The sequence below is a fragment of the Streptomyces sp. NPDC090022 genome, assembly GCF_044748145.1.
Lineage (GTDB): Bacteria > Actinomycetota > Actinomycetes > Streptomycetales > Streptomycetaceae > Streptomyces.
Genome location: NZ_JBIVFN010000001.1, coordinates 204,660 through 229,432 on the forward strand (window position 1 = coordinate 204,660; position 24,773 = coordinate 229,432).

A 24,773-nucleotide genomic window follows, 5' to 3' on the forward strand; every position below is an offset into this window, starting at 1 on the left:
GAACGTGGAGCCTGTTTCCGAGATGGCCGGCAGTCGTGCCGCGACGACCGCGCTGCTGGCCGGTCTGCGCGCGGACAACCTCTCTCCGGCCGCCGTCGTGAGCTTCCTCGGCCAGGCCGCACACCGGTCGCTGCTCCAGGCCGCCCGCCGCCCCCGAGCGTTGGCCGAGCTCACCGCCCTGCACGGCGTCCTGTACCGGCTGGCGCGGGGCAGGCGGCCAGGGCGGCGCTGGGTGGCCGCCAGCTGGGTCCTCGCCGCCTCGCACCTGGGGCTGCTGGAGCACCGCACCCGCCTGACCGCCGCAGACGTCCTGACGCTGCTGCGCGCCAACCTCTCCGCCCTGCCCGGCGGTACCGGCCGCGCCTCCGGCGTCCTGGCGGTCGGCCTTGATCTCGCCGACGGGCGCCTTGCCCGTCATCAGGGCACGTCCTCTCCCTTCGGTGACTACGCCGACACCTTCGCCGACGCCGCGTTCTGGACATGGCTCACCCTGCGTCACGAACCCAGCGCCGCCGTACGGGTGGCGGCCATCGCGGCCTGGGCGCTGCCCGTCGTCACCGTCACCGGCCTCGGCCTGCGCCGCGGTGCCATGCCCGAGCGGCCCCGACCCGTCCTGCTGCGTCCGGCCGCCGCTCTTCAGGCCGTCGTCGCCCTCCGGCACCTGACCCGCCTCGGTCACTGCCCGCCGTCTGCCGACGTCTCCGGCGTGCCCTCGACCTGTACGCCCTGCCAGAACGCCACATGGTTCTTGATCTTCCGGGCCAGGGGGCTGGGCTTGGGGTAGTACCAGGCGGCATCCGGATTCGTCAGTCCGTCGACCTCGAGGCTGTAGTAGCGGGCTACTCCCTTCCAGAAGCACAGCGACCTGGTCCTGCTCGGCGTGAGGTACTGCCGGTGCAGCGACTCGGGCGGGAAGTAGTGGTTGCCCTCGACGATCACCGTGCGCGGAGCCTCCGCGATCACCGTTCCGTTCCACACCGCACGCAGCATGGCCTGCTCCTCTACCTGAACGGGACCGGTATGTCCCGGGAGTCCTCACGCTAGGCGGGCCCGGCCCGACGGTTCAGTGAGGACGCTCACCAACCGCGCTGCCCGCCCCGGTGAGGATGCGGCACACCTCGACGTCGGTGCAGTCGGCTGGATCGGTCGCGGCGGCCCGCTCGGCAAGCCCCCGCAGCACCGCCCTGGTGGCGCGCAGCTCGGCCAGGCGCCGGTCGATGTCCTGAAGGTGCGCCGCGACGAGTGCGGTGACATGGGCGCAGGGAGAGGCGCCGGCATCACGCAGAGCGAGCACGGAGCGGATCTCGGCCAGGCTCAGCCCCGCGCCCTGGGCGTCACGGATGAACGCAAGCCGCTGCACCGTCTGTGGCGGGTAGTCGCGATAGCCGCCCGCGGTGCGGGGTGGGGCGGGCAGCAGCCCGGCCTGCTCGTAGAACCGGAGGGTCTTCGCCGTCACCCCGCTGACGGCAGCAAGGTCACCGATGCGCATACCTCCAGGCTAGCCCTTGACCTTCCAGCGCACTGGAAGGTTTACCGTCCACACATCAGGAAGAACCTCGCCAGGAAGGGGTCCGCCATGAACTACTTCGAGACTGAGGCGTCGCGCCTTACGGTGCTGACCGTGCCCGACTGCCCGAACGCCCCGCTCATCCGCGAGCGCATCACCGAGGCTCTCCAGGGCCGGGCCGTGCCGGTGGAATGGGTCGAGGTCCGTGACGCGGACGAGGCTGTCAGGCTAGGGATGTCGGGCTCGCCCACCCTCCTGCTGGACGGAGCCGAGCCGTTCGCAGCGGAGGAACTCCAAGCGGGCCTGTCCTGTCGGCTCTACCGCCATGCCGACGGCACGACCGAGGGTGCACCGGCCGCTGCGGACCTGCACCGAGTCCTGACTGAGAGCGGTGTGCTGCCCTGACCGCGGTCCCGGCACACCTGGCAGATGGCCCATCGCAATGACCGGGATCCGCGCATATGGCCCGGAGTTCAGCTACATGACCCGTAGGGGGCAGATCCTCTTTGAGCCCGGGGAAGTGCCCGCAGATTCGACGGTGCGGCCAGGGCCTCCCGAAGCCGTTGAATCTCCATCTGCTGCGCGGCGATCTGGGACAGCGCTCGCCGCTTGAACTCATCGAGCTCGGCAAGTTGCTCCTGCCGCCCGGCGAGCCGGTCCTTCAACCCGGCTACTTGACTCTTGAGGCGTTCGACCTGGGCGGCTCGTGGGTCGGTCATGGCGCCGGCCTCGCGCAGTGCTGCCAGGCGGCGCTCGAACTCCTCGGCCAGGTGCTGGTACAGACCGGGCCGCGGTGAGCCGTCGCGGTTCTTCTTGGGATAGAAGCCGGTGCGGGCGACCCCGGCCTGGGTCGCGAGGGTCTTGATGTCGCACTTGCCGCCCGGGGGGACGTCACCGGCCAGGAGCTGTTCCATGACCTGCCGAATGGCCCTCTCGTTGCTCCGTCGGGTTTCGTCGCTGATGCGGGCCATGTCAGGCCCCCGTTCCGCAGTGGGCGTCGATCTCGGCCAGCACCCGTTCATCGCGGGCGAGTTCCGCCCTCAGCCGGGCCTTCTCCGTCCGCTGTGCGCGTCCGATGGTGGCGATGAAGACCTTCTTACTCTCGGCGCTGGCCGCCCATACCGGGCGGTGCCCGGCATGGTGGGTGGCCTGGGGGCACCGCGCGGAATCGCACATGCCGATCAAAGGCTCTGTCGCCCCGCGGGCGCGGGCCCCTGCGAGCTTGAGGCACAGCGCCTTGGACGGATCGAGGAACCAGCAGTAGTTCGCCGGCCCCAGATGCAGGGACTTGGCCCGCTTGGCGAGGAGATTCGTCACCTCCTGGTCGCTGCGCTTGACGTTTGGCGCCCCAGAGAAGTCCAACTGCTCGTCGACGAAGGCGAAGAAGTCCAGGAGATCTCCGGCACCAGGCCCCGAGGGCCGGATACCATTTTGGTAGTCGTGGAATGCGTCGAGGGCGACGCGCATCTTATGCTCGCGCTCCTCTTGGCCGAACTCGGCCATCAGCACCGACTGGGCCCCACCGGGGCGGTCCGCGTAGCCCTCGGTCGTGACCACCGAGATGTGCTTGAGATGGATCTTGGCGGCCAGAAGACCACCGGGCCGATGCGCCATTTCCACCGCGAGAGTTCTGCGTAGCATCCGCAGACTGACCGGCACCTCGGGGATCGGAGCCAGCCCAAGGCGACGGCCGTCTGGGCCATTGACCCAGGTCAGGAACCATTCGTACGGGGTGAAGAAGGAGAGCGACTTGAACAGGTGACCGTCGTTCTTCACCGGATCGGCGAGCGAGGCGGCTACGCCGGCGGTGTCGTACGCCTGCTTGATGGTCACCCACTGATCGTGTTCACCACCCAGCTTCCGGCCTTTGATGACCTTGCCCTTCAGGCGGTAGCGGACGCGGCCCTCGCCGAGCTGTTCGGGAGGCAGGCGGCAGTCGTGGGTCAGCTCGGCCAGTTCGCTCTTGCGCATTCCGGTCAGTGCGGCGAGCGCGATGAGGCAGGCTGTGCGGGCCCGGGAGAGCTGCAGTCGGGCCTCGGTGGTGTTCATCGGCAAAGTCCAGGGGACACTGCCCCGGCCGTCCGCGCGTTCGACCAGGGCGGCCGCCCGGCCCCAGCGTTTGGACAGGCCGACTTCCCTGACGGCCTTCTCCAGGTGGCCGCGCAGGGTGGGCAGCCACGTGTAGTGGAAGGCACGCCGTCCGGTCTCGTGGGCGAGGGAGATCAGGTTCACCCGCAGCAGCGGATCGTCCGAATCCCACCCGTCCGCCAGCCGCTCGGCTACGACGTGATCGAGGGCGACGTCGAACGGGTCGCCCTCCCGGATGTGGCGGTCGATGGCCCGGACGACCTCGACCTTCCAGCTCGGACGCCCGCTGTTGCGGCCCGGCCGGTTCGGCGTCATCTCCCGCAGCTGTTGCTGGAGTTCCACGACGTGCGGCGCCAGCACCTCCACCACGTACAGGGCCGCTGCCACGAGCGGCTGGAATATGTCGTTGCTCAGCGGCGGCGTTGTGTTGCCCGTCCTACGGACCATCCCGGCAACCGAGTACGCCGTGCGTCGCCCCCATGGACGGAAGCCCGGCACGTAGCCGCCGGTGGAGAACAATTCGGTGTAGTAGCCCAATTCCTGGATAACCGCCACGACGTCCATGCGGTAGCCGGGACTGCTGTCGCGGATCACGACGCCGTGCTTGTCCCGTACCTTTTTGCGAAGTTCCAGGTAGGCGGCGCAGTGCTGCTGGGTTACCTCCCCGAGACGGTCGACGCCCTGTTCGGTGAGCCAGTTGAGCCAGCCGGTGAGCACGGTCAGCCGCCCGTGCACCGTGGCTATCTGCACGGGTGTGCGGTAGGCGTGGGCGAGTTCCCGCACAGCGTGGTGGTCCGGTGCGAGCCGGGCGAATATGAACTCCTGTGCGAGTTCCCTCCACTGGGGATTGACGATCTCGGTGAAGGACAAGATCCGCGCGTACCGCGCAAGGTACCGCGGCAGCCCGATGACACCGGTGAAGTCCCAGACCGCGTCATCGAAGCAAGGACGCGGGCCCGCGCCGCAGACCGGCAGACCTGCCGCAGCACACACGTCTTCACCCCGAAAGACAGAACGCCGAAAGGCAGCCGCGAGGCCCGTGGGCCGGGGCAGGGTGGTCATACGGTGTGCTCCTCAGGTCGCAGTGGAAGCTCCACATCGGAGCCGGTGACCTCGACAGCAGCCGCCCGCAGCGCGTGCTCGGAGAAGTACCGGCCGGGGGTCAGGATCTCGTCGAGACGGTGGGCGTACGGGCCGAAGACGGGGATGAACTCGGCGGTGGCCATCTGCTGCCACTGGCGGGAGAAGAACGCCCGTAGCCGCAGCAGGTTAGGCAGATGGCGGGGAGCGAACAAGGCCAGCGGGCACAGCAGGCACACCCACGGGCGTGCCGGACAGGGCTTGCCCTTCGGCCCGTGGAGTCCCGACAGCTGATCCCCACACGCCGCGGTGAACACGTCGCGTTCCCCGGACAGCAGCTGCGCCAAGGCGTTGTCGTCCAGGCCGAGCCGCCTCATGTGCTCCGGATAGTTCTCCACCAGGTCGGCCATATCGGCGGTGGCCAGCACCAAAGGCGGCAGCGCCCGGCGCACCAGGTCCTCCTGTGCCTGGGCGATGATGTCCTCCGCCGCCTCGCGCTGAGCCGGCGTCGTGTTCGTCAGGTAGTGGTCCCCCTCGATGCCGGGGGACCGATTCGGATCGAGCGTGGTCCGGCGGCTGCCGCGCCAGTGTGATCGGTCTTTCAGCGCGTCGTGGGTCGTGCGGATGCGGTGCCGGTGAAGGGCCAGGGGGAGACCGTCGTCACCCGTCATCTGCGTGGGGTGCCCGTCCTCGTCGACGGCTTGGCGGCGCTCAACCCAGCGGACGACGGACAGGCGCGTGGCCGGCTTGGCCAGCCATCGCTCTCCCGCCCACGTGCCGCTCGGCGTGAAACGCACCCAGAGCTCGGGACGCAACCCCTCGGGCGCGAATCGGCGGGCCACCGCGGAGTGATCGAGCCACTGTTCCAGCAGACGAGTGGCCTGACGTGACAGAGCAAGGCTCTCCGCCGCCGTGCGGCCCTTGACGTAGCTGAGGAGGATCTTCTCGTCACCCGCCCACTCGATGTCGTCAAGTCCCAGGTCCGCGATCCCGTCCGGCACGATGCCGGTGTAGGCGCCGAACAGCAGCTGATAGGCGATGATCACGTCCAGGGGCGGGATCAGCGGATCCAGCACCGCGCGAAGTCCGGCGCCGTATCTCTGCCGGAAGGGGAACGAGCCGCTCTCTGCCATCTCCTTGACAAGCGGGTCGGGCCCGTTCTGAACCACCAGCCAGTGATGGGCAGTGCGCTCGCGGAGCGAAGCCCCCGGCCCGTCAGCCGACGATGCCTGCTCACGGGCCGCGCAGAACGCGCGATAGGCGCCATCGACCTCGGCCCGGCAGGTACGGATGAGCCGAGCCCATTCGGCCTCGCTGTACGGCTGGTGCGAGCCGTACCGCTCGCCCGTGTTGAACAGCCGGCCATCGACGAACGCGCGCACTCCCGGCGCCAGAATCTGATCCTGGTCATCCGCGCAGCGCAACATCGCCCGCAGCGCGCTCTCCTGGGAGGACCGCACCCCCTGTCGCCAGTACCGGGCGAGGAGCGCGCGCGTCAGGTCAGAGGCCCCGCCGGAGAACCCGAACTCGACCAGCCAGTCGGTGAAGCCGCGGACGGCGGTGAGGTACAGGTCGAAGCCGCCCGCGCTGTCGACCTGCCCGTGCGGATGTACAAGATCCGTAGCACCCTCCAGCAGGGTGCGCGCCAGCTCCGGGAGCTCCACCGGCCGCAGCACGCGCAGGCGACGGCGATACTCCGACCCGTCGCTGAAGACGCAGTGCACACCCAGCGGGTCCAGGGTGACGGTGGCCGGCATCAGAGCACCGCCGGCTCGTCGTCGAACTCGGTCCCGAGCTCCAGCTCGACATCCTCGTCCAGCAGCCCGTACTCCTTGCCGACCCGCCGGTACAGGGAAGTGAACAGGCGCAGTACGTCCAGGCGGTGCAGGTACGATTCCGTGGTCAGCGAGCTGGTATGTCCGAGCAGATCGCGCAGAATCAGCAGCGGCTCCTGCGTCCGCAGGTAGTGCGCCAGGGCGGCATCGTCATCGGTGTCGCGGACCTGCCGAGCAGCCTGCTCGTACCAGCCGCGCATCAGCCGAGCCATGGTCGCCATCGCCATGGTGTGACGCAACCGGTGCGGGCTGACATGCGGGAAGCGCGGCTCGTATCGCTCGCGGATGCGGTCGGAGGTCCTGGCGAAGACCGTGGACCATCCGGTGAAGGGGCGTCCCTGGCCCCACACCGACAGCAGCATCGAACCTCCCTCCGGGGCGACCAGACGCCGCCGCTCGGCAGGGCGAAGTGAGCTCCACCGCACACGGACCCCGTTAACGCGTCCGCCTCGCTCGTCGGCGTCCGTCACGAACAGCGGCTCTCCCCACCGGGCCGGCGGCAGCCACGACGATCCGAACGTCGCCGCTGCCCGGTCGAGGGCGATGTAGGAGTGCAGTTCAGCCAGCGAGTCGTAATCGATCCACGACTCGCGGTACTTGCTTCCCTTGCTGATACCGGACGAGACCGGGAACGACACAGGCACCGCAGTCCGTCGCGAGGGAAGCAGTGGCACTTCGCAGGCCAGCAGGTACGTGTACTCCTGGCTCCGCAGACCGCTGGAGACGACCAACCGGCCGACCGCTGAATTCCGGGCCAACTCCCGCCCCCGGTACCTCAGATCCCGCTCCCCGTCAGGATCCAACCCCGCCAACGCCTTGAGGAAGATGTCCGTGAAGTCGTCGTCGAGATACTTGATCGTCACATGAGGCTTCGCCTGGCGCCGCCGTGACTGGTTGACCCGCCCGCGACGGACTTGCCCCTTGAAAGCCCAGACCGCCTGCCGGTATGTGAACGGCTCGGAGTCCGCGTACTGCTCGTCCTTCGCCCACTTGTAGAACCCGGCCAGAATCCCCATGTTCTGGTTCCACGTGGACGCTTCGAAGCGGTGCTTGATGGGGCCCTGGGCCCGATACACGGAGTACGCGCTCAATGCTGCCTTCAGGCGACGCCGCGAGTCGAAAAGGTCGACCCCGCGCCCGGATATGAACTCCAGCCACTCACGCACCGTACGCACGTAATAGGGCCACGAGTTCGGCGATGGGCACCCATTCGCCGGCAGCTCGCAGGCCCAGCAGTTGATCACGGTGGTGGGGCGGACGCCGTTGCTGTCTTCGAAGAGGAGGTCGTCGTCGAACAGCAACGGGATCCCCTCCGGGATCGCCGGCCTGAACGCGAGCCCCCAGGACTCCCAGCCCGCTGTTGAGTACGTCGATTGGTGCATGGCCGATGAGTATCAATGCAACCCGGCGGACTGCAACAGCCAAACAAGCAGGTCAGGTGGGGTGCCAGGCAGAAAGCAACACTGTCGTTAAGCGGGAACAAGGAGGTAGTACGCCCAGAAGGTGTTCATCAGCGCGAGTCCGAAGGACAGCACGGCGAGGGCCGCGATCACCGTGCGGATCGTCGGCTGCCCGGCCACGTAACGCACGCCCGCCGTCATGTCCGCGGTGAGACCGCGCCGCTTATTGGCCTCGACGGGGGGCGTGTGCGGCTCGGGTACGCGGATGCGCCAGACCAGCACGGCAGAGGCGAGGAAGGAGGCGACGTCGACGAGAACCGATCGCGCGGCCCCGACGGCTCCCACGAGCGCGGCTCCCACGTTGCTGCCCGCGCTGTCGGCCACCGAGGACGACGCGCCCAGACGGGAGTTGGCGTCGTGCAACAGGTTCGGCGCCACGACGGCCGGCAGGAGACTGATCGCCGCGGCGTCACGGACCATCCTCGCCGCGCCGACGGCGAGCGTTACCCCGTACAGCTGGCCGATGGTGAGTACCCCGGCCAGAGCAGCGACCGGGACCGTGGTGAGCGACGCGGCGGCCACCAGGTCCGACACGAGCAGCTGGAAACGCTTGGTGTGCCGGTCCGACAAGGCGCCGGCCCACAGCGCGAGCGTGCTGGGAAGTTGGCCGAGGAACGCGAGCGTCGCCACCTGGCCGGCGGTGGCGCGCAGCTCCAGGACGGCGAGCGACGGCAAGGCGACGGCACTCACCGCCGACCCGGCCAGGCTCACGGCCTCGCTCCCGAGCAGGTACCGATAGGCCGGGATCGCCCAGGCGGTGCTCTTCCGGCTCCTGACAGTGACCGTCACCGGCGCTCACCCCCGACGGTCGGCTCGGGGGCGATCACGTTGCCGTACCAGTGCCCGGCGACGAAGCGGCGCAGGACCTCGTGGGTGAAGGGGTGGCAGTCCCCCGGCGGAGCGGCAGGATCGACCCAGACAAGCTCGCTGTGGGTGTCCGGCTCCCGGTTGTACGGCTCGCCCTCCCACTCCCGTGCCAGAAACACGACGCCGGCCACCCGTTCTCCGTCCGCGGCGTGCAGATGGACCAGCTGGCAGAACTCGAGCAGGCCGGCGGGGATGCGGATGCCGGTCTCCTCGGCGAGCTCGCGCGCGGCGCCCTCGTCGAAGAACTCATCGGCTTCGAGACGGCCGCCTACGACGGTGAGCAGCCCAGGGGAGTGCCACGATCCCTTCTGATGCCGGACGGTGAGGACCCGGCCGTCGGCGGGACGCTGGAGCAGGACCATGACGTGCGCAAGGCTGCGATGGACTCTGCTCACGGCCGGTCCTCCCTCATGAGCCGGTCCAGGGTCCGCCGGCCCCGGGCGGTGACGTCGGGGTGGCCGTTGTCCGGGCCCCAGGCCAGGCAGTTGACCGCGTCCAGTGCAGTCAGACAGCGCAGCGCCTGCCGCTCGGCGTCGGTGAGTGCCCACCCGTACGACTGGAAGAACGCCTGCTTGCGGTCGGGGTGGTCGAGCCACTCGGTGACGGCGAGGATGACGAGGTCCTGCACGCGGGCGGCTGGCCGGGTTCGCTCGAAGTCGCAGAGCGCGAGCCCCGCCTCGGACCACAGCCAGTTCCGCGGCTGGTTGTCGCCGTGGATGTAGCCGAGCGGCACTGGCCCGACGCGGCGGAGCTGGGCCGCGTAGTCGCGGACCAGCTGCTGCTCGTCCCCGGTGAGCCGGTCCCCGGCGCGGCCCAGGTACTTCTCCGCGCCGCCGGCTGCGGCGGCTAGAGCCCCTTCGGCCTCCGTCCGGTCTGCGCGGTCGAGTTCACCGGCCTCGTGGAGCCGGGCGCACAGGATGCCGGCCTGCGAGTGCACTGCCCGCCACTCTACGGAGGTCAGGCGCAGCCCCGGCGCCGGAGCGCCGGGCGCGGCCGTGAGCAGCAAGGCCAGGTCGTCCGCACGGCTGTTGAGGAGATGAGGCGCCCGGCTGTGCCCGAGCGCGGGAACAACGTGCCGGTAGGCCCTGGTCTCGCGGGTGAAAAACTTCACCGAGGGCGAGACCTTCACGTACCAGCGGGCGCCGCCCTTGCCGGTCAACTCCCACACCCGGGAGCGGTGCCAGTCGTGCGAGGCATCGCGCACGGCCACCACCGGCCCGGTTCGCCGCTCCGCCCAGCGTTGCACGGTGGTGGGCAGGGGTTTCGTCTGCCTCACGCCGTGCACCTCGCGATCGGGGTGCGAGGCGTACGAGGAGTGGGAGGCGAAGGCGTCGGCAGCGGCGGGAGATGGGGGCACGGGTCCTCCTTTGATGCGGCCCGTCCCGCCGGGGCGGGGCGGGCGGGACGGGGCGAGGCGGATCTCAGCGGTCCTGCGACAGTTCCAGGAGTTCGGCGAAGGTGCCGCCGGCGTGGACGAGGTCGCCATACCGACCCTGCTCGGTGATCCGGCCGTGCTCCATCACGATGATGTGGTCGGCGATCTTGGTGTTCTCCAGGCGGTGCGTGACCACGATCGTGATGCGGTCCGCGGCGATGGCCTTGATCTGCTCGAAGATCTGGTGCTCGCCGCGCGGGTCCATCTGGGAGGTGGGCTCGTCCAGGATCAGCAGTCCCGGGCGTCTGTACAGGGCCCTCGAACATGCCACGCGCTGCCACTGCCCGCCGGAGAGTTCCGAGCCGCCGAAGACGTCGCGGGCCAGGAGGGTGTCCAGGCCTGCGGGGAGGTCCTCGACGGCCTCGCGCAGGCCGACCGCGTCGATGGCTTCCCACACGGGGGCGTCGTCGTGGGTGTGAGGCTGGCCGAGGGTGACGTTTTCGCGGACCCGCAGTGGCCACTGCGCGAAGATCTGCGGCACGAGCCCGGTGTTCGCCCATACCGTGGCGGGGTCCACCTCGGCGAGGTCGGTGCTGTTCCACGTGACCTTGCCCTTGTCTGGCAGGTAGATCCCGGTCAGCAGCCGGGTGAGCGTGGACTTCCCCGAGCCGTTCGCGCCGACGATCGCAAGGATCTGGCCGCGCCGAAGGGTGAGGGAGACACCGTCCACGGCGGGCTTGTCCTTGCCCGGGTACTGGTAGACGACCTCCTCGAGTCGGATCTCCTCAGTCGGCGCGGCGTGTGCGCGGGGGCCGCGCTTGGGGGCGTGGGCGGCAGCGTCGTCGAGGAAGGCCTGCATGTCGCTCAGGTACAGGCTGGTGTGGAAGACCGCGGCGCCGTTGATGACGACCTGGGACAGAGCGGCGAGCGTGGTCTGCACGGCGATGACGGCCGTCGCAGCGACCGCGAGTTCGATCCGGCCGGAGACCGCCAGCCATGCCAGGGCGCCCCAGGTCGCGACGAGGAAGATGCCGCCGGCCAACGCGGAGAGCAGGGAGATCCGCAGAGTCCGCGGGGCGGCGGCCAGGGTGCGCCGGTCGCAGCGGTCGGACAGGGCCCGGTACCAGTAGATGAGGTAGTCGGTCATCGAGTTGGCGCGGACCTCGTCGCCGTACTTCGACTCGGTCGCCCACCAGCGCATCATGCCGCGCACGTTGCGGTCGGCGATGTTGGCGTAGTGAATCTCGTAGTCGACCCGGGCGGTCAGCATGGCGCCGACGCCGGCCGGCAGCACCGCGAGCAGGAGCGGCGGCACCATCCACGGGTTGAGGACCGACAGCACGCCACCCGCGGTGACCATGCGGATCAGCGCGGACACGAGCCGCTGCGCGTCGGTGACCATGACGTGGGTACGGATCACCCCCATCTCGGCCGCCTCGTGCCGGTCCGAGAATCCGTTCTCCGCATAGGCGGACGCCTCCACTCGGCACACCGCCTCGACCAGCGCGGAGTCCGTCTCAGTGGTCAGCCGCGGAGTGATCCGCCGTTCCGCGTACGTGGCTACCGCCCCCGCCCCGCGCACGAGCGCCGAAGCGAAAGCCACCACGAGCAGCGCCGGCAGCGCGCCGCGCAGCCGCTCGCCGGCAGTGCCCTCCCCTAGGACCGGTTCCATGGCCCGGGCCGTGGCTGCCAGCAGCACGGCGGCCGAGACGCCCGTAACCACCTGGCAGCCCATCAGCAGCTGCACGGCCCGCCGGTCGGTCCGCCAGGACAGGCGCAGGATCCGGCCGAGGACGGCTGGGATCTGCGCGCACATCCGCCGGAAGGAGACCTCGGCGAGCGGGTTGACGGAGTACTGCCCGCTGTAGGTGATCTCCGCTGGCGGGGGCGGAGGAGGCACTGAGTTCTGCTGCTCGTTCGTTGCGGCCGAGGTCAACGTGGTCCCCCTAGACGGTCGTGCGGCGTGGTCGTGAGGCTCAACGACCCGGCCGGGATATCGAACTGGTGTATTTGAGTCGCTTCAGATTTCCCGAGATAGCGCGGGTGGGGGCGTATGGAAGATGCACGGACCCAGCCCCCGCAACAGGTCTGTGCAGTCGTGCGTTTGGCCGAATCGCCGATGGTGACGTCAGTGGGGAGAGGTTGCTCTTGCGCGGCACCCGGCAGCAGTGTGGCCGTGGGGCGTCGAGGTGACCCCACGGCCTGCGACGTACTACTGCTGGTATGGGATGAGCTGCCGGAGCCGGGTGTCGCCCGTCGGTGAGGTGAGCAAACCGCCGAGGGTAAAGGCCACGGCAGCGCACGGGCTTTCGCGGACGGGGGCGACCGCTCGCCTACGCGGAGTACGGCATGGTGGCCGCCATGGTCGAACCGGTCGGCAAGGTCTCATCCGACCGTTGCAGTCCATCCCTTCCGCGAGAAGGTGACCGCCCCGTTGGCGGCGACGGTCACTGCGGCGCCTCGGACGGGGAGGTCCCCATCAACGACGAGCCAGGTGCGAATGCGATCCAGTGCGTCCCACAGGCGGGTTGGCCCACCCTGGTGCACGGTCGGCAGCTCGTGGCGCGTTAGTGCCGTCGCCCGGGCCCAGGAGCCGTCCTGGTGCAGCATGTACACGGTGCGGCTGCCGTCGTCCGCCGTGTGCTGACGGTGCTCGATGCCGGGCAACATGAGTTCGAGAGTGGACCGCAAGTCCCAGGTGTCCGGCACGTACATCAGTGGATAGCGGCCCGTGCTGGTCTCGCCTTCGGCATGCCGGGCGTGCTGCCACCCGGGTGCGTCGTCCGTGAGGATGGCGTCGTAGTCCTCGCCGTGGCGTGTGCTCATGAAGCCGGCCGACTCTGGGGCGACGTGCCCGGTCGCCCCGCCGTCGTCGTTCTTGTCCGCGACGATGATCAGTCCGGTACGGGAGAGGGTGGTCACCAGCCGTCCGCCGGCGGCGAGTGCCTCCAGCCAGGAAACGGGCACGGCGGGGACTGACACGGTGGAGATGATCCGGTCGTAGCTGCCGTCGGGTAGCGTCTTGGTCAGGTCGCAGACCTGAAGCCGCGGGTGGTGTCCGGCGTCAGCGAGGCGCTGTCGGGCCGCCGAGACGAGGTAGGGGTCGACGTCGACGCTTGTGACCTGGTCGTCGCCGAGCCGGGCGCAGGCCAGGGCGGTGCCGTAGCCGCTTCCGGTGGTCACCAGCACGCGGGAGGTGTCGGTGATGCATCCGGAGCGGTACATCAGCAGTACCAGTGAGGGCAGCGTGGACGACGACGTTTGGTACCTGTCGGACCTGCGGACAAGGGACTGGCCCGGGTCGGCGTGGTCGGCGTGATGGGAGCCAACCCGGGTGATGAGCGTGCTGTCGCTGTAGGCAGTCCGCAGCCACTGCTCGGGGTCAGCTGCACCGTCCCGCAGCACCCAGACGCGCTTGCCGTCGTCCTCGGTGTCCCGGGCCCACCAGCGCGGCACGAATCGGTGGCGCGGTGTGGTGGCGAGCGGTGCGTACCACCGGGACTCCGGTCGGATGGCGGTGCTGGCGGCGAGCCGGCGTGCCGCTGATTCCCAGTCCATCGAGGTTCTTCCCGTTCAGTCCGCAGTGGTCGGAGTGAGGCCGGAGGCAGGGTCGCAGGTGCCGCCGCCCTTGCAGCTGTCATCGTTGGGCCCGCAGTCGGGGCCGCAGGGGTCATGCCGACTGGCGGGGATGCTCGCGGCGACCTGCCGCCAGGACGGGGAGGCGAGCACCCCCTGCAGCGTATTGCCCTGGACATGGCCGGCGGGCAGGAATCGGCCCAGGACGCACGGGGTGACCGTCCCGTCCGACAGGACCGCAGCGATACCGTTGGCGCACCGGCCGCACAGCGCGGAGGTGGACGGCAGGGCCGTGCCCTTCGCGGCGTTGCCGACGGCGCGGACACGGTCGGTGTGGATGTCCGTGATGCCGAGGTTCTGGAGGTCCGCGCGGGCCTCGGCGACGCGCTGCCCCTCCAGAACGTCGACGATCCCGACCCGGACGTGGATACCGCGGCGGTGCGCCTCGATGATGTTCGCTCGGGTGGCGGCGTGGGATCCGGTGCGGCCGGTGATCCGGTCGTGGCCGTTGCCGGTGTCCGCGTAGTAGGAAGTGGCGAGGCTGACGCCGGGCCGGGCGAAGAGTTCCCAGTGCTGGGCGGGCACGTGGTAGAGGTTCGAGTAGACGATCACCTTGAGCCCGCTCGACAGGGTGTGCTCGACGAGCTCGGCGAAGTCGGGGTGCAGCGTCGGCTCGCCGCCGATCAGCTGGATCCGCTCCGTGCCGATGGCGGCGGCCTCGCTGATGATCCGCTTCCACTCGGCGGTGGTCATGGTGCCGTGCCCCTGCGTCGGGCCGGCCTTGGCGTAGCAGTGCGATTGGCAGGTCAACTGGCAGCGCCGGGTGATCTCCAGTTCGAGGAGCCCAGGCGCGGTCGGCGGCTTCGCCACCGAGGGTTCGAGCGTGACGGTCATGAACGTGGTCCCTTCGCGATGGTCCAGGATCTGTTCGTGCCTCCCTTGCGGGAGAGTTCCATGGAGTGCGGCAAGTGTTCGACGAACACCCTTTCGTGGAGCCTGTGTTGAGCTGATTCGGCTGTAGGTTGGCTGATCGCTACGCTGGCGTCGGCGCCTGCCCGGCGAACACGTGCGGCGGGCGATCGTCCGACATTCCTGCCCAACGAAGGTGTGCACCTGTGACCGGTACCGCGACCGTCTCCGACTTCTACTGCCACCAGGCGCTCACCGGCGCGGTCCCCATCGAGAAGGTGGCGGAGACTGATCGGGTGCTGGCCTTCCACCACACGAATCCGTCGTATCCGGTGCACATCGTGGTGATCCCCAAGGAGCACGTCCCTTCGCTCACCGACCTCGGGAACTCTGAGGAAGGCCTTCTGCACGAGGTTGTCGCGGTGGTGCGGGAGGTGGCCGCTGGGGTGGAGAAGGAGCACGGATCGTGCTCGGTGACGACGAACCTGGGGCTGTACCAGGAGTCGAAGCACATGCACTGGCACCTCACCTACCGGGGTGAGAGCGAGGCGGAGATCCGCGACATGTACGGCAACCACGACTGATATCGCGCTACTTGCGCCGGCCTGCTGCCCGCAGGACGAGGTCCGCGATGCGTTGGGCCGCGGCTTCCGGCCGCGGCCGGGCGCCCTGTCCGCCGCGGGGGACGGCGGACAGGGCAGCGCAGGCCTGGATGAGGGTGCCGGGGTCGGTCAGCTGCTCGTCGGCGACGACGCGGCAGCGTTCCGGGTGCTGGGCGGCGAAGGCGCGCGCGTTGTCGAGCTGGTCCCCGCGGCTGACGGAGGCCGGCAGTGGTACCAGGACGGCGGGTAGTTCCAGGGCGGCGAGTTCGGCCAGGGTGGTGGCACCGGCCCGGCCGATGACGAGGTCCGCCAGGGCCAGGGCGTGCGGCATGTCGTCGTGGAGGTACTCCAGCTGCCAGTACCCGGGCCGGACGGCGAGCTGAGGGGCGAGGTTGCCCTTGCCGACGACGTGCAGCACGCTGTACCGCTCGCACAGGCAGTCGAGTTGGGCGCGGACGGCGGCGTTGATGCGCTGAGAGCCGCTGCTTCCGCAGAAGATCAGCAGCACCCGCTTGTCGTCAGGGACGCCGAGTCGCTCGCGCAGCGCTTCGGGCTTGGCTTCGGCAAGGTCCGCTCGCAACGGCAGCCCGGTCACCTGAGTCTTGTTGCGCATCCAGCGCGGCGTCGGGCCGGAAGCCGGGACGCTCAGGCAGATGGTGGTGGCCACGTGCCCCAGGATCCTGTTCGCCAGGCCAAGGGAGTGGTCGCTCTCGTGGATGACGACGGGGACGCGGGCGAGGGCGGCGCCGATCCCGACGGGCACGGAGACGTACGAGCCCTTGGAGAACAGCGCGTCGGGACGCTCGCGCCGCAGCACCGTGAAGGCGGTGAAGATGCCCCGGGCGACCCTGAACGGCATCAGCAGGTTGCTTGCGGAGCGGTGGCGGCGCAGCCCGGCCGAGGGGACATGGCGGAAGGGAATCCCGGCGCGCTGGGCGTAGTCGTGCTCGATGGTGTTCTCGCGCCCGAGGAAGACCAGCTCGGCGCCACGGTCACGGAGCTGGCCGGCAACAGCGAGGGCCGGAACGACATGACCGGCGCTGGCGCCGCCCGTGATGGCGATTTTCATCGGTCCCTTTTCTGAAATGATCGCACCGTGTTTCACCGCGAGAGCGCTCTTCCTGTCGCCTTGGGGGTGGATAGTGGTCGGGTCGGCTGGATTCGAACCAGCTCCTCGGCAACGCTTTTGCCGTGCTCCACCAATTGAGCTACGACCCGTTTCGAGTTGCGATGAGAAGGACGCTAGACGGCCTGAGGTCTGCGGTCAACGGGCCCGTACGGTCGAGCGCATGAATCCCGCCGTCGTACGGGCCCGTTGAATTGCAGGTAAGGTTTTCGATTTTGGGTACGGCAATTCTAGGCGTCGCCTGGACTGGGTTTCGCCCTGCTTTTCCTGGTGGTTTATTGCTGTGGGTCTATGTGTGCGTGAAAGGGTTCTGGCTGACGATGTGGCTGAGATCAGTACGGGTGGTGCGTCCGGTGCGGCGTGCGATGACTTCGATCTTGGTGTCGGGGTGGTCGGGGGACAGAACGGCGGCGTGGGGCAGGCCGAGGAGGCGGGCGTAGCGGAGCTTGTCGCCGGCGGGCAGGGGCCGGTCGTCGACGAGGACGCTGATGTGGCGGTCGGCGAGGCGCCGGGCGAGAAGGTCCGCGCGCTCGCGCATGTCTGGCTGATCGGCGCGCAGCACCACGACGTGGACGTCGGCGGGGCCGGTGCCCGGCGTCCATCGCAGGCCGTGGTGGTCGCGGTTGAGTTCGGCGGCCGTCTGCAGGCATCGGGTGATGCCGATGCCCGAGCAGGCCATCCAGGGTGTGGCGGGGCGGCCGGCGGGGTCGCTGTAGCTGAGGTTCATCGGGGTGGCGTACTGCGTGCCCAGTTCGAAGACGTGGGCGACCTCGACGGCGCGTAGGACGCCGTAGCGGCCCTGGCGGCAGGCTCCGCAGCCGCTGTGTTCGGTCGCGTGGTGCAGGTCGGTGCCGTGGGGGTGCAGTGCGCGCAGGCCCGGGGTGCCGCTCCAGCGGACGCCGGCGCGCAGCCCGGTGTCTCCGTCGGAGATGTTGAAGGTCTCCAGTTCGGCGGCGGACAGGTCGTACAGGGGCAGGACGTCGGTGGCGTCGGTGGCGTCCCAGGGGGTGAGGGTGCCGGCCTTCTTGCCGAGCTGGTCGGGCAGGAGGTCGGGGTCGAGGAGGTCGACGCGCGCGGCGCCGGTGGCAGCGGCGATCTTGCGCTGGCTGACCTGGAGGTCGGAGCGGATGGCGACGGTCGCGGTCTGGGTGGTGCCGTCGGGCAGGGTGAGGGTGAAGGCGATGACGTTGACTACCGGGTCCGGGCCGGGCGCCGGGGCCTGGGCTGCGAGGACGGCGCCGTCGCCGCGGTTGCCGCAGTGGCTGCAGGCGACGATGGTGCCCTGCCCGCTGTCGGCGAGGACGAGGTGTTCGGTGCTGGGGCCGGCGGAGATGCTGCCGCCGTCGGCGGGCGCGGTGAACGTGCCCGTCAGTCCCATGCTGGTGAGGGCGGCGGCGACGGCGTCGTTGAGGAAGGCGACGGAGTCGCGCATGGTGTCAGGTCCGGTGTCGAAGGTGTAGGCGTCGGCCATGGTGAACTCGCGGCCTCGCATCAGCCCGCCGCGCGGGGAGAGCTCGTCGCGAAACTTGGTGGTGCTCAGTGACAGGCGGACGGGCAGGTCCCGGTGGGAGCGCAGGTGGTCGCGGACGGTGGAGGCCGCGATCTCCTCGGACGTAGGGGCCAGACACATCTCCTCGCCACTGGAGGAGGACACGGTCAGCAGTGCTCCTTCGCGGCGGTAGACGTCCCAGCGCCCGGTCTGGTCCCACAGGGTGCGGCTCTGCAGAGTGGGCGGGGCGAACGTCAGGGCTCCGCGTTCTTCGAAGGCGCGGCGGGCGATGGCGGAGAGCCGGTCGTGGACCCGGACGCCGAGCGGCAGGAGGGTGTGGACTCCAGTCGCGTCGGTGCGGGAGATCAGGCCGAGGGTGTGCAGCAGGTCGAGGGTGGAGGCGGAGGCATCGCCGGTGCGGGGCCTAACCGGCGGCCACAGGCGGCTGGCGTACAGAGGGACGTCGGTCATCGGGAGCCTCCCCTCGCGGTGCGGGACAGTGCGGCGAGGTGGGCCACGGTGTGGGCGATGTCGTAGCCGCGGGCGTTGGCGATGGCTGCTTCGTGGAGGAGTTGGCGGGTGGTGGGGCTCGCGGCCAGTTTGTCGATGAGCGTGGCGAGCGCGACGGCGTCGCCGGGCGGGAATTCCAGGCCGCCGGCGCCCAGGGTGGCGGCCATCCCGGGTACGTTGCTGAACAGGACGGGCAGGCCGTGCGCTTGGGCTTCGACGGCGACGAGGCCGTAGGCCTCCAGCGTGCGGGTGGTGAAGAGCATCGCGTCGAAGTCGCCGAACCGCTTGAACAGGTCCCGGCGCGGCAGGAACGGCTCGAACGCCACCCGGTCGGCGAGGTCGAGTTCGGCGGCGCGCCGGGTGAGGGTGTCCAGTTCGTCGCCGCTGCCGATCACGGTGAGCCGGTGTCCCGTGGTCCGCGCCAGAGCCTCGATGGCGGTGATCGTGTCCTTGTTGGTGTCCAGCCGACCCGCGTGGACCAGGCGCAGCCGCCTTCCGGCGCGCGGGTGAGCCGTCGGGGCTTCGGGAAGCGGCACGCCCCAGGGCACGACCAACAGCCGGCCGGTGTGTCGGCCGTCGGTGAGCCGGTTGACCTCGTCGGCCATGGCCGGGTTGGGGACGATGACGCTCACGCTCGCGTCAACGATCTCGTTCAGGACGGCTCGCGCCTGCTTGTGCTCGGTGGCGGCAATGACGTCGGTGCCGTGCGCGACGGACACCATAGGCGTGTCGCCGGCCGCCCGGGCGAAGGCGAGCGCGAGGCCGAACCCCAGGTGCTGCGCGTGAATCAGGTCGGGTCTGTGGTCGCGGACGAGGCCGGCCACTTCGTTGGTGAGCGCGTGGGCGTATGCGTCGAAGCCAGGCCCATACGGTGCCTTTGCCGTGGCCAGTTGGGCGGTTGCCGCGAAGCCGTGCTGCCAGGTGCCGCTGCCGGGCAGGTGCGCGAACACCGTGTCGTAGCCGTGCCCCGCCAGGCGGGTGTAGACGTCGCTGCACCAGATGGTCGAGCCGCACGAGGGCTCCAGGGGCAGGTCGATGCCGGTGAGGATCAGCGGGCGGGTCACGCGGTCGCCTCCTTCGGGGCGTACTGCTGGAGGTAGGCGGCGAGGCCTCTGCGCAGGAGCGCCGCAGTGCCCGCCCAGCCCAGCGCGCACACGGTGTCGATGACGGACAGGTTGGGCGCGAAGCCCTGCCGGCTCCAGGCCTGCCGGTAGACGGGGTGGCGGTCGGCGTACTCGTTCCACCGCACGCTGACGCCGTGCTCGGCCAGGGCCGTGGTGTCGAGGTAGGTGCGGGTGCCGGATCCCGCCCACAGGACCTTGCTGCCAGCCGCGCCACAGATGGCGGCCAGGCGCCGGGTGCGGTCGGCTTCGTCGATACGCAGCTCGGAGGTGAGCTGGAGGCGCGCGGGTGCACCGAGGGCAGCGCGGATGTGGGTGAGCAGGTCGAGGTTCAGGTCGACCAGCCAGGTGTGCCCCGCGCCGAGCACGGGCCGCAGGACGTGAAGGGCCTCGTCGATGTGCGGGGTGCGGGCGTAGGCCAGGCGGATCGTGCGCAGCATGAGGTCGGCGTCGAAGCCGGCGGCGATGGGGGTGTCGCGGATCAGCTGCCCGGGGGCGCGGGTGACCGCGACGGTCAGCCAGCGCACCCCGTCGGCCGTCTTGATCCGGTTGCGGTTCTGGTATCCGCCGTCGGTGTAGGGCACGTCGTCGTAGAGGGCGACGGTGTCGCAGGCGAAGAGGGCCTCGCAGAAGCCCAGCCAGGGCGCGAAGGGCGGCTGCTCGATGTAGATCACGACCGGTCCTCCTGGGGGAAGAGGGTGAGCACGGAGGTTTCGAAGGACTCGTACGCGCGCCCAGCGGCTGCCGCTGCGGGGCGCAGGCGCCATCCGGCCTGGGCGGCGCGGTGGTGGGTGTAGTCCTTGCCGAGGTACCAACGGCCGGCCTGGGTGCGGTGTGCGGCCAGGGCGGTGACCTTGGCGTCGAGGTGCTCGGTGATGTCGACGAGGACGGTGGGAGCAAAGGAGGAGCGTGGGGCGTGGGGCTCGCCGTGCAGGACGGTGTGGCAGGTGGCCACGCGGGTGGCGGCGTTCACAGCGGCCCCGGCCAGCGCGCGGTGGTCCTGGTGGTCGGTGTCGGCGTTCAGGCTGTGGGTGATCAGCAGCGTGCATCCCAAGCCTGTCAGTTCGGCCTCCAAGGTGGAGATCAGGCGCCGGTCGGCTACCAGGGCGCCGTCGGGCATGCCGAGGAAGGTGAGGTGGATGCCGGTGGAGTGCCAGGCCGCGCGGACCTCTTCGGCCCGCTCGTCGGTGCCCAGGCGTCGGCCGTCGGCGGCGTCGGCCAGGGAGACGCCGTTGGCGCCGTGGGTGACCACGACCACCGTTACGGTGGCTCCGGCCTGGCTGGCGCGGCGCAGCGTTCCGTAGCACAGCAGCTCGGCGTCGTCGGGGTGGGCGACGACCGCCACCACCTTCTCCCCCAGCCCGCCAAGCACAGGACCGTGCGGCTCGCGGCCGGGGGCCGTGGGGGTGTTCACCGGGCCTCGAAGTCGACGTGGGCCTTGGAGGGCTGCGGGCCACTGCTGTGCTGGTACTTGCCGTCGTACAGGACGCGGTCCCCGGTCGTCTCCCAGAAGGTGACCTGCCCGACCAACATGCCCGGGTAGATGCGCACCGGCTGCACGGCGTGCAGTTGCAGGGTGAGCTGTCCGAAGGAGCCGAGGTCGATCAGGTCGGCGGTGACGTGGACGAACAGGCCCAGGCGGGCGATGGAGGAGCGGGCCCGGATGATCGGTACGACGTAGTCGCTGCCGATCTGCTCCCGGGTGGCGGCCAGGTAGATGCGGTGCGGCTGAAGCTCGAACCCGTCGGTGGGAATGGGGTGCTGCTCGAAGGGGTTGTCGCGGGCGCAGTCCAGGACGTGGCTGGTGTACGAGCCGATGGTCTCGCCGAGGTGGAAGTCGTAGGAATTGGGCTGGGCGTGGCTCGAGTCGAAGGGCTCGATGCGGATGCGGCCGTCCTTGACGCGGGACGTGATCTCGGGGCCGGTGAGGATCATGTGGTCACCTCCTGGAGGAGAAGGGCGGGGGCCGCGCCGTGGCCGGCGACTGCGCGCGGCGACCAGGCTGCGGGGACGCTGAGGGTGCCGTAGTGCCCGTAGTAGGGGGAGCGGCTGCCGACCGGACGCCAGAAGGAGACCTGCCCGACGCGCATGCCCGGGTAGATCCGCAGGGGCTGGACCACGGTGATCTCCAGCGTCCAACGGTGCACGGCGCCGAGTTGGCCGAGGTCGGCGGAGATCTGCAGGAAGCAACCGAGACGGCCGAGGGAGGAGCGGCCGATCAGGCTGGTGACGAAGGCCTCGCTGCCGATCGTCTCGGCGGTCGTACCCAGGTACACGGTGCCCGGCTGGAGCACGAAGCCGTCATCGGTCAGGCAGATGGTGCGCGTGCGGGCGGGCACGGCGGGGTCGGCCGGCCGGCTGGTGAGCTCTTCGAGTCGGTCGCCGAGCCGGTAGTTGTAGCTGTTGGGGTTGAGCAGGTGCGGGTCGAACGGGTCGATGGTGATCGTCCCGCTCGTGACGGCTTGGCGGATCGCTGGTCCGGTGAGGATCATCGTGTTCCTCCACTCGCCTCGGGGCGGTGACCGTAGGCCTGCTTCAGCAGCCGCCGCTGGCCAGGCGGCAGGTCGCTCTGCCCGGGGCCCAGCGGCATACGGCCGTGGGCGTAGCGCCACTGGTCGAAGACGAGGAGCTGGCCGGGCTGCAGGCGCACGGTGGTCCGCTGGGACTCGGCGGCCTTCACGAGACGGCCGAACGCAGCCGCGACCTGCTCGGGGGCGCCGCCGTCCACCAGTTCGCCGCGCTGGAGGTGGGGGAGCATTTTGGAGGTGAAGCGGATCGGGGCCCGGCCGTCGAGGAGCTCAGGCAAGACGGGGAAGCGGGACAGGCCCTCCCCGACGCCGTGCACCCCGTGGTCGGTGAAGTAGGAGAACACCGGCTGCCGCAGCAGCTCGCGGTCGGCCTGGTCGAGGTCCGCGGCAGCGGTGTGGAGGTCGGACAGGGCAGAGGCGCCGCCGCCGGCCGGGTCCGCGCGCACGCAGTACAAGGCGATCAGACGCGGGCTGCGGTCGCGGTCGACGAGGTCGACGTGCAGCCGGTTCTCGCCCACGCCGTGGGTACGTCCGGGGTCGACATCGTCGCGGACCGTCAGCTCATCCCAGCAGCCCCGGTCCGGGTAGAGGGACAGGACCGTGCCCAGGGTGGACAGCATGCTCAGCGCGACGTCCAGATTCCCGTCGTGGTTCTCGGAGCCGAATGTGACGAGCGCCCGGCCCACGCCGGGGCCGTCGAAGGCGTGCGCGAAGGCGTCCGGTGCGGTCGGGCCGCAGGTCAACACGCGAGCGTCCAGATGCAGCAGGTCGGTCATGACGTCTCCAGACAGGCGGTGAGGACGCCGTGCAGCGTGCACGGCTGGACAGGAGGCAGGGCGGGCAGTCCCAGGCGCCCTGCGAGATAGGCGGTGGTGGCGATGCGCCCCGGCTGCTCGCCGGCCGGGGCGGGAGCGACGGTGAGGTCCTCGCCCAGCTCGCGGGCCTGTTCGTCCAGGGCCCATGGCGAGTGGCTTCCCTCCAGCACCACCAGGTCACTGTCGAAGGGCAGGCAGGCCCACAGCGCCGCCCGGGTCACCTCGCAGGGCAGTCCTCCGCGCAGCGTGTAGGTGTTGAGGACGAAGGCGTCGGCGCCCGTCGCACGCAGCGCGCGGGCTGCGAGGATGCGGGCCACGTCCTCCCGCCGGGGCAGGGCGGCCGTGAGACGGCCCACAGGGTGCGCCCCCCACGCCGCAAACGCCTCGAACTCCGCGTCCATGCCGCGCGCCGCGTCCTCCGGGCCGCCCGCGGCCGGGCTGTCGTGGCCCACGCTGAGCGGACCGTCCATACCCAGGTCGAGGCGGAGCAGTCCGGAGCCCTGCGCGCCCGGCTTGACCACGTGGCGGGTCCCTGCCGTCCAGTGCGTCCATGGCGAGTGGCAGTGCGAGGAGATCACCGTGGTCAGCGGCCACCCGGCTTCCTGGTCGGCGACATCGGCGAGGAAGCCGCTGTGGCTCACCCCCACCACCACATCGGCCCCCGCCGACCGCAGCGCATCGGCTTCGGCGGCGATCAGCGCGGCCGTCGGGGCCCGATAGGTGAAACCCGCGCGCTCAGCCGGAGGGATCGCCTCGTACGCCTGCTCGCCCAGGTATCCGACGATCCCGACCCGCAGCGAGGCCCCGTCAAGCACCAGCCCGGTCATCCAGCGGCCGGCGAAGGCGCGCGGGGGAGCGACGTTGGCGCAGACCACCGGCGGGAACGCCTCGGGACGACGCAGCCGCATCAGATCGGGTAGGTCGTGGTTGCCGGGGACCACCGCGTCGTACAGCTCGGCCAGCAGGCCCTCCTCCACACGGCCGCCGGAGAAGGTGTGGAAGGCACTGCCGGAGAAGAAGTCACCAGCGTCGACGACCAGAGCTCCGGCCTTCCGTGCGGAGCGCAGCGCCGACAGGGCACGATGGCCCTCGGGCAGCGCGGAGTGGAAGCAGCCCGTGGCGATCAGTTGCTGCACGTCGACCTCCGGCCGATCGCGAGGACCCGCAGCACGGTGGGCGCCGGCGGCCAGAAGGAGGACCGGGCAATGCCATCGACCTCCTCCACCACCAAGTCCGCACAGCGGGTGAGCAGCCGGGCGGAGGCGCTGGGTACGACCACCAGTCCGAACTCCACGCGGGGGCAGGTGAACACGTGCTGGATCAGGTCGGCGGCCAGCTCGGGGTCGAACGGCATGATGGAGACCAGCGCGCTGCCGAGGTCCAGGCCGCCATCCAGGTCGACGCGGCGTACGTCCTCGAAGGTCACGCGGGCCCGGGCCCCGAACGGGGCGAGCCGCTCGGTCAAGTCATCCCTCAGCCGCTCGTCCTTCTCCACCGCCCATATGCGGTGTCCGGCAGACGCGATCGCCCAGGAGAGCGTGCCCAGCCCCGCTCCGACCTCAAGCACGTGCGCTCCGGCCGGAATGCCGGCCCGCTCCAGCAGGGCGTGCGCGGCGTCCGGGGTGCGCAGGAAATGCTGCCCGAGGTCCCCGCGGGTCTGGAATCCGAGAGCGGCATAGCGGTCGGCCGCGCCGCCGACGACTTCGTCCACCATCAAGGGTTGCTTGATCACTGAGGAAGTCCTTTCGCGAGGCACCTGTTCGGCGTCGAATGCCGCAGTCGGGTGCGCACAGGGGCACCGTGAAGCCGGAGCCGGGGTGATGCGCCACAGGGACCGAAGGGTCGCCGGGATGATCGAGTGTCGGTCAACTGTGCTTGCTGCCAC

Annotated in this window: 25 protein-coding genes and 1 tRNA gene; 3 read left to right on the forward strand and 23 right to left on the reverse strand. The window is 70.1% G+C overall.

The genetic code is table 11. From position 1 onward, the window contains the following. The first annotated feature begins 4 nt into the window (after positions 1–4). Complete coding sequence (locus ACIPXB_RS00910) at positions 5–784, forward strand: CDP-alcohol phosphatidyltransferase family protein (RefSeq protein WP_401442802.1); 780 nt, start codon at positions 5–7, stop codon at positions 782–784. Here the strand turns inward: ACIPXB_RS00910 and ACIPXB_RS00915 are convergent. Further along, complete coding sequence (locus ACIPXB_RS00915; protein WP_401442805.1) at positions 676–990, reverse strand: DUF427 domain-containing protein; 315 nt, start codon at positions 988–990, stop codon at positions 676–678. The genes ACIPXB_RS00910 and ACIPXB_RS00915 overlap by 109 nt on opposite strands. A gap of 73 nt (positions 991–1,063) precedes the next feature. Next, a complete protein-coding gene (locus ACIPXB_RS00920) occupies positions 1,064–1,489 on the reverse strand; it encodes a heavy metal-responsive transcriptional regulator (RefSeq protein WP_401442808.1) in 426 nt (141 codons plus the stop codon). Between the two features lie 87 nt (positions 1,490–1,576). Here ACIPXB_RS00920 and ACIPXB_RS00925 point away from each other — a divergent pair, with 87 nt between their 5' ends. After that, positions 1,577–1,912, forward strand: coding sequence for a hypothetical protein (locus ACIPXB_RS00925; RefSeq protein ID WP_401442811.1), 336 nt, complete (start codon positions 1,577–1,579; stop codon positions 1,910–1,912). Between the two features lie 68 nt (positions 1,913–1,980). On the opposite strand, the gene ACIPXB_RS00930 is transcribed toward ACIPXB_RS00925, so the two are convergent. The 10 genes from ACIPXB_RS00930 to ACIPXB_RS00975 form a co-directional block, all read right to left on the reverse strand. Then, complete coding sequence (locus tag ACIPXB_RS00930; RefSeq protein ID WP_401442813.1) at positions 1,981–2,478, reverse strand: hypothetical protein; 498 nt, start codon at positions 2,476–2,478, stop codon at positions 1,981–1,983. Between the two features lies 1 nt (position 2,479). After that, positions 2,480–4,657 carry a site-specific integrase gene (locus ACIPXB_RS00935; protein WP_401442815.1) on the reverse strand — a complete coding sequence of 726 codons (2,178 nt, stop codon included), beginning with the start codon at positions 4,655–4,657 and terminating at the stop codon, positions 2,480–2,482. Next, positions 4,654–6,432 carry a hypothetical protein gene (locus ACIPXB_RS00940; RefSeq protein ID WP_401442818.1) on the reverse strand — a complete coding sequence of 593 codons (1,779 nt, stop codon included), beginning with the start codon at positions 6,430–6,432 and terminating at the stop codon, positions 4,654–4,656. Before ACIPXB_RS00940 ends, ACIPXB_RS00935 begins: the two co-directional genes overlap by 4 nt. Beyond that, complete coding sequence (locus ACIPXB_RS00945; protein WP_401444363.1) at positions 6,432–7,817, reverse strand: site-specific integrase; 1,386 nt, start codon at positions 7,815–7,817, stop codon at positions 6,432–6,434. Before ACIPXB_RS00945 ends, ACIPXB_RS00940 begins: the two co-directional genes overlap by 1 nt. Before the next feature lie 162 nt (positions 7,818–7,979). Beyond that, positions 7,980–8,759 carry an MFS transporter gene (locus ACIPXB_RS00950; RefSeq protein ID WP_401442821.1) on the reverse strand — a complete coding sequence of 260 codons (780 nt, stop codon included), beginning with the start codon at positions 8,757–8,759 and terminating at the stop codon, positions 7,980–7,982. Continuing rightward, on the reverse strand, positions 8,756–9,232 hold the full coding sequence (locus ACIPXB_RS00955) for an NUDIX domain-containing protein (protein ID WP_401442824.1): 477 nt from the start codon (positions 9,230–9,232) through the stop codon (positions 8,756–8,758). The genes ACIPXB_RS00950 and ACIPXB_RS00955 overlap by 4 nt, the downstream gene beginning before the upstream one ends. After that, a complete protein-coding gene (locus ACIPXB_RS00960) occupies positions 9,229–10,194 on the reverse strand; it encodes a hypothetical protein (RefSeq protein WP_401442827.1) in 966 nt (321 codons plus the stop codon). The genes ACIPXB_RS00955 and ACIPXB_RS00960 overlap by 4 nt, the downstream gene beginning before the upstream one ends. Positions 10,195–10,258: 64 nt before the next feature. Next, positions 10,259–12,148 carry an ABC transporter ATP-binding protein gene (locus ACIPXB_RS00965; RefSeq protein WP_401442830.1) on the reverse strand — a complete coding sequence of 630 codons (1,890 nt, stop codon included), beginning with the start codon at positions 12,146–12,148 and terminating at the stop codon, positions 10,259–10,261. A gap of 449 nt (positions 12,149–12,597) precedes the next feature. Then, entirely contained in the window at positions 12,598–13,770 is a 1,173-nt protein-coding gene (locus tag ACIPXB_RS00970) for a methyltransferase domain-containing protein (RefSeq protein ID WP_401442833.1), read from the reverse strand. A 15-nt stretch (positions 13,771–13,785) separates the two neighbouring features. Next, entirely contained in the window at positions 13,786–14,682 is an 897-nt protein-coding gene (locus ACIPXB_RS00975) for a radical SAM protein (protein WP_401442836.1), read from the reverse strand. A gap of 221 nt (positions 14,683–14,903) precedes the next feature. Between ACIPXB_RS00975 and ACIPXB_RS00980 the strand changes: the two genes are divergently transcribed. Then, a complete protein-coding gene (locus ACIPXB_RS00980) occupies positions 14,904–15,281 on the forward strand; it encodes an HIT domain-containing protein (RefSeq protein WP_401442839.1) in 378 nt (125 codons plus the stop codon). Positions 15,282–15,288: 7 nt separating this feature from the next. On the opposite strand, the gene ACIPXB_RS00985 is transcribed toward ACIPXB_RS00980, so the two are convergent. From ACIPXB_RS00985 to ACIPXB_RS01035, 11 genes are all read right to left on the reverse strand, one after another. Then, positions 15,289–16,368: a UDP-N-acetylglucosamine--N-acetylmuramyl-(pentapeptide) pyrophosphoryl-undecaprenol N-acetylglucosamine transferase gene (locus tag ACIPXB_RS00985; RefSeq protein WP_401442842.1), complete on the reverse strand. Its 1,080-nt coding sequence runs from the start codon at positions 16,366–16,368 to the stop codon at positions 15,289–15,291. Between the two features lie 74 nt (positions 16,369–16,442). Then, positions 16,443–16,517, reverse strand: a tRNA-Ala gene (locus tag ACIPXB_RS00990). 197 nt (positions 16,518–16,714) lie between these two features. After that, entirely contained in the window at positions 16,715–18,385 is a 1,671-nt protein-coding gene (locus ACIPXB_RS00995) for a proline--tRNA ligase (protein ID WP_401442845.1), read from the reverse strand. Continuing rightward, positions 18,382–19,488: a glycosyltransferase family 4 protein gene (locus ACIPXB_RS01000; protein ID WP_401442847.1), complete on the reverse strand. Its 1,107-nt coding sequence runs from the start codon at positions 19,486–19,488 to the stop codon at positions 18,382–18,384. The genes ACIPXB_RS00995 and ACIPXB_RS01000 overlap by 4 nt, the downstream gene beginning before the upstream one ends. After that, the gene (locus ACIPXB_RS01005; protein ID WP_401442850.1) at positions 19,485–20,219 is read right to left on the reverse strand and encodes a WbqC family protein; all 735 of its coding nucleotides are present in this window, start codon (positions 20,217–20,219) and stop codon (positions 19,485–19,487) included. The genes ACIPXB_RS01000 and ACIPXB_RS01005 overlap by 4 nt, the downstream gene beginning before the upstream one ends. Then, on the reverse strand, positions 20,216–20,959 hold the full coding sequence (locus tag ACIPXB_RS01010) for a PIG-L deacetylase family protein (protein WP_401442852.1): 744 nt from the start codon (positions 20,957–20,959) through the stop codon (positions 20,216–20,218). The genes ACIPXB_RS01005 and ACIPXB_RS01010 overlap by 4 nt, the downstream gene beginning before the upstream one ends. Next, positions 20,956–21,480: a dCTP deaminase gene (gene dcd, locus ACIPXB_RS01015; protein WP_401442855.1), complete on the reverse strand. Its 525-nt coding sequence runs from the start codon at positions 21,478–21,480 to the stop codon at positions 20,956–20,958. Before dcd ends, ACIPXB_RS01010 begins: the two co-directional genes overlap by 4 nt. Beyond that, complete coding sequence (locus ACIPXB_RS01020; protein ID WP_401442857.1) at positions 21,477–22,037, reverse strand: dCTP deaminase domain-containing protein; 561 nt, start codon at positions 22,035–22,037, stop codon at positions 21,477–21,479. Before ACIPXB_RS01020 ends, dcd begins: the two co-directional genes overlap by 4 nt. Next, positions 22,034–22,849: a TauD/TfdA family dioxygenase gene (locus tag ACIPXB_RS01025; RefSeq protein WP_401442859.1), complete on the reverse strand. Its 816-nt coding sequence runs from the start codon at positions 22,847–22,849 to the stop codon at positions 22,034–22,036. The genes ACIPXB_RS01020 and ACIPXB_RS01025 overlap by 4 nt, the downstream gene beginning before the upstream one ends. Next, positions 22,846–24,024, reverse strand: a complete 1,179-nt coding sequence (locus ACIPXB_RS01030) for a phosphodiesterase (protein ID WP_401442861.1) — start codon at positions 24,022–24,024, stop codon at positions 22,846–22,848. Before ACIPXB_RS01030 ends, ACIPXB_RS01025 begins: the two co-directional genes overlap by 4 nt. Beyond that, the gene (locus ACIPXB_RS01035) at positions 24,012–24,620 is read right to left on the reverse strand and encodes an rRNA adenine N-6-methyltransferase family protein (RefSeq protein WP_401442863.1); all 609 of its coding nucleotides are present in this window, start codon (positions 24,618–24,620) and stop codon (positions 24,012–24,014) included. Before ACIPXB_RS01035 ends, ACIPXB_RS01030 begins: the two co-directional genes overlap by 13 nt. Positions 24,621–24,773: the final 153 nt, after the last annotated feature.

What these genes read in the sequence shown, in the direction of transcription:
- ACIPXB_RS00915 (WP_401442805.1), bottom strand. Translation starts at nt 990, where the DNA reads ATGCTGCGTGCGGTGTGGAACGGAACGGTGATCGCGGAGGCTCCGCGC.
- ACIPXB_RS00920 (WP_401442808.1), bottom strand. Translation starts at nt 1,489, where the DNA reads ATGCGCATCGGTGACCTTGCTGCCGTCAGCGGGGTGACGGCGAAGACC.
- ACIPXB_RS00925 (WP_401442811.1), top strand. Translation starts at nt 1,577, where the DNA reads ATGAACTACTTCGAGACTGAGGCGTCGCGCCTTACGGTGCTGACCGTG.
- ACIPXB_RS00930 (WP_401442813.1), bottom strand. Translation starts at nt 2,478, where the DNA reads ATGGCCCGCATCAGCGACGAAACCCGACGGAGCAACGAGAGGGCCATT.
- ACIPXB_RS00935 (WP_401442815.1), bottom strand. Translation starts at nt 4,657, where the DNA reads ATGACCACCCTGCCCCGGCCCACGGGCCTCGCGGCTGCCTTTCGGCGT.
- ACIPXB_RS00940 (WP_401442818.1), bottom strand. Translation starts at nt 6,432, where the DNA reads ATGCCGGCCACCGTCACCCTGGACCCGCTGGGTGTGCACTGCGTCTTC.
- ACIPXB_RS00970 (WP_401442833.1), bottom strand. Translation starts at nt 13,770, where the DNA reads ATGGACTGGGAATCAGCGGCACGCCGGCTCGCCGCCAGCACCGCCATC.
- ACIPXB_RS00975 (WP_401442836.1), bottom strand. Translation starts at nt 14,682, where the DNA reads ATGACCGTCACGCTCGAACCCTCGGTGGCGAAGCCGCCGACCGCGCCT.
- ACIPXB_RS00985 (WP_401442842.1), bottom strand. Translation starts at nt 16,368, where the DNA reads ATGAAAATCGCCATCACGGGCGGCGCCAGCGCCGGTCATGTCGTTCCG.
- ACIPXB_RS00995 (WP_401442845.1), bottom strand. Translation starts at nt 18,385, where the DNA reads ATGACCGACGTCCCTCTGTACGCCAGCCGCCTGTGGCCGCCGGTTAGG.
- dcd (WP_401442855.1), bottom strand. Translation starts at nt 21,480, where the DNA reads ATGATCCTCACCGGCCCCGAGATCACGTCCCGCGTCAAGGACGGCCGC.
- ACIPXB_RS01020 (WP_401442857.1), bottom strand. Translation starts at nt 22,037, where the DNA reads ATGATCCTCACCGGACCAGCGATCCGCCAAGCCGTCACGAGCGGGACG.
- ACIPXB_RS01025 (WP_401442859.1), bottom strand. Translation starts at nt 22,849, where the DNA reads ATGACCGACCTGCTGCATCTGGACGCTCGCGTGTTGACCTGCGGCCCG.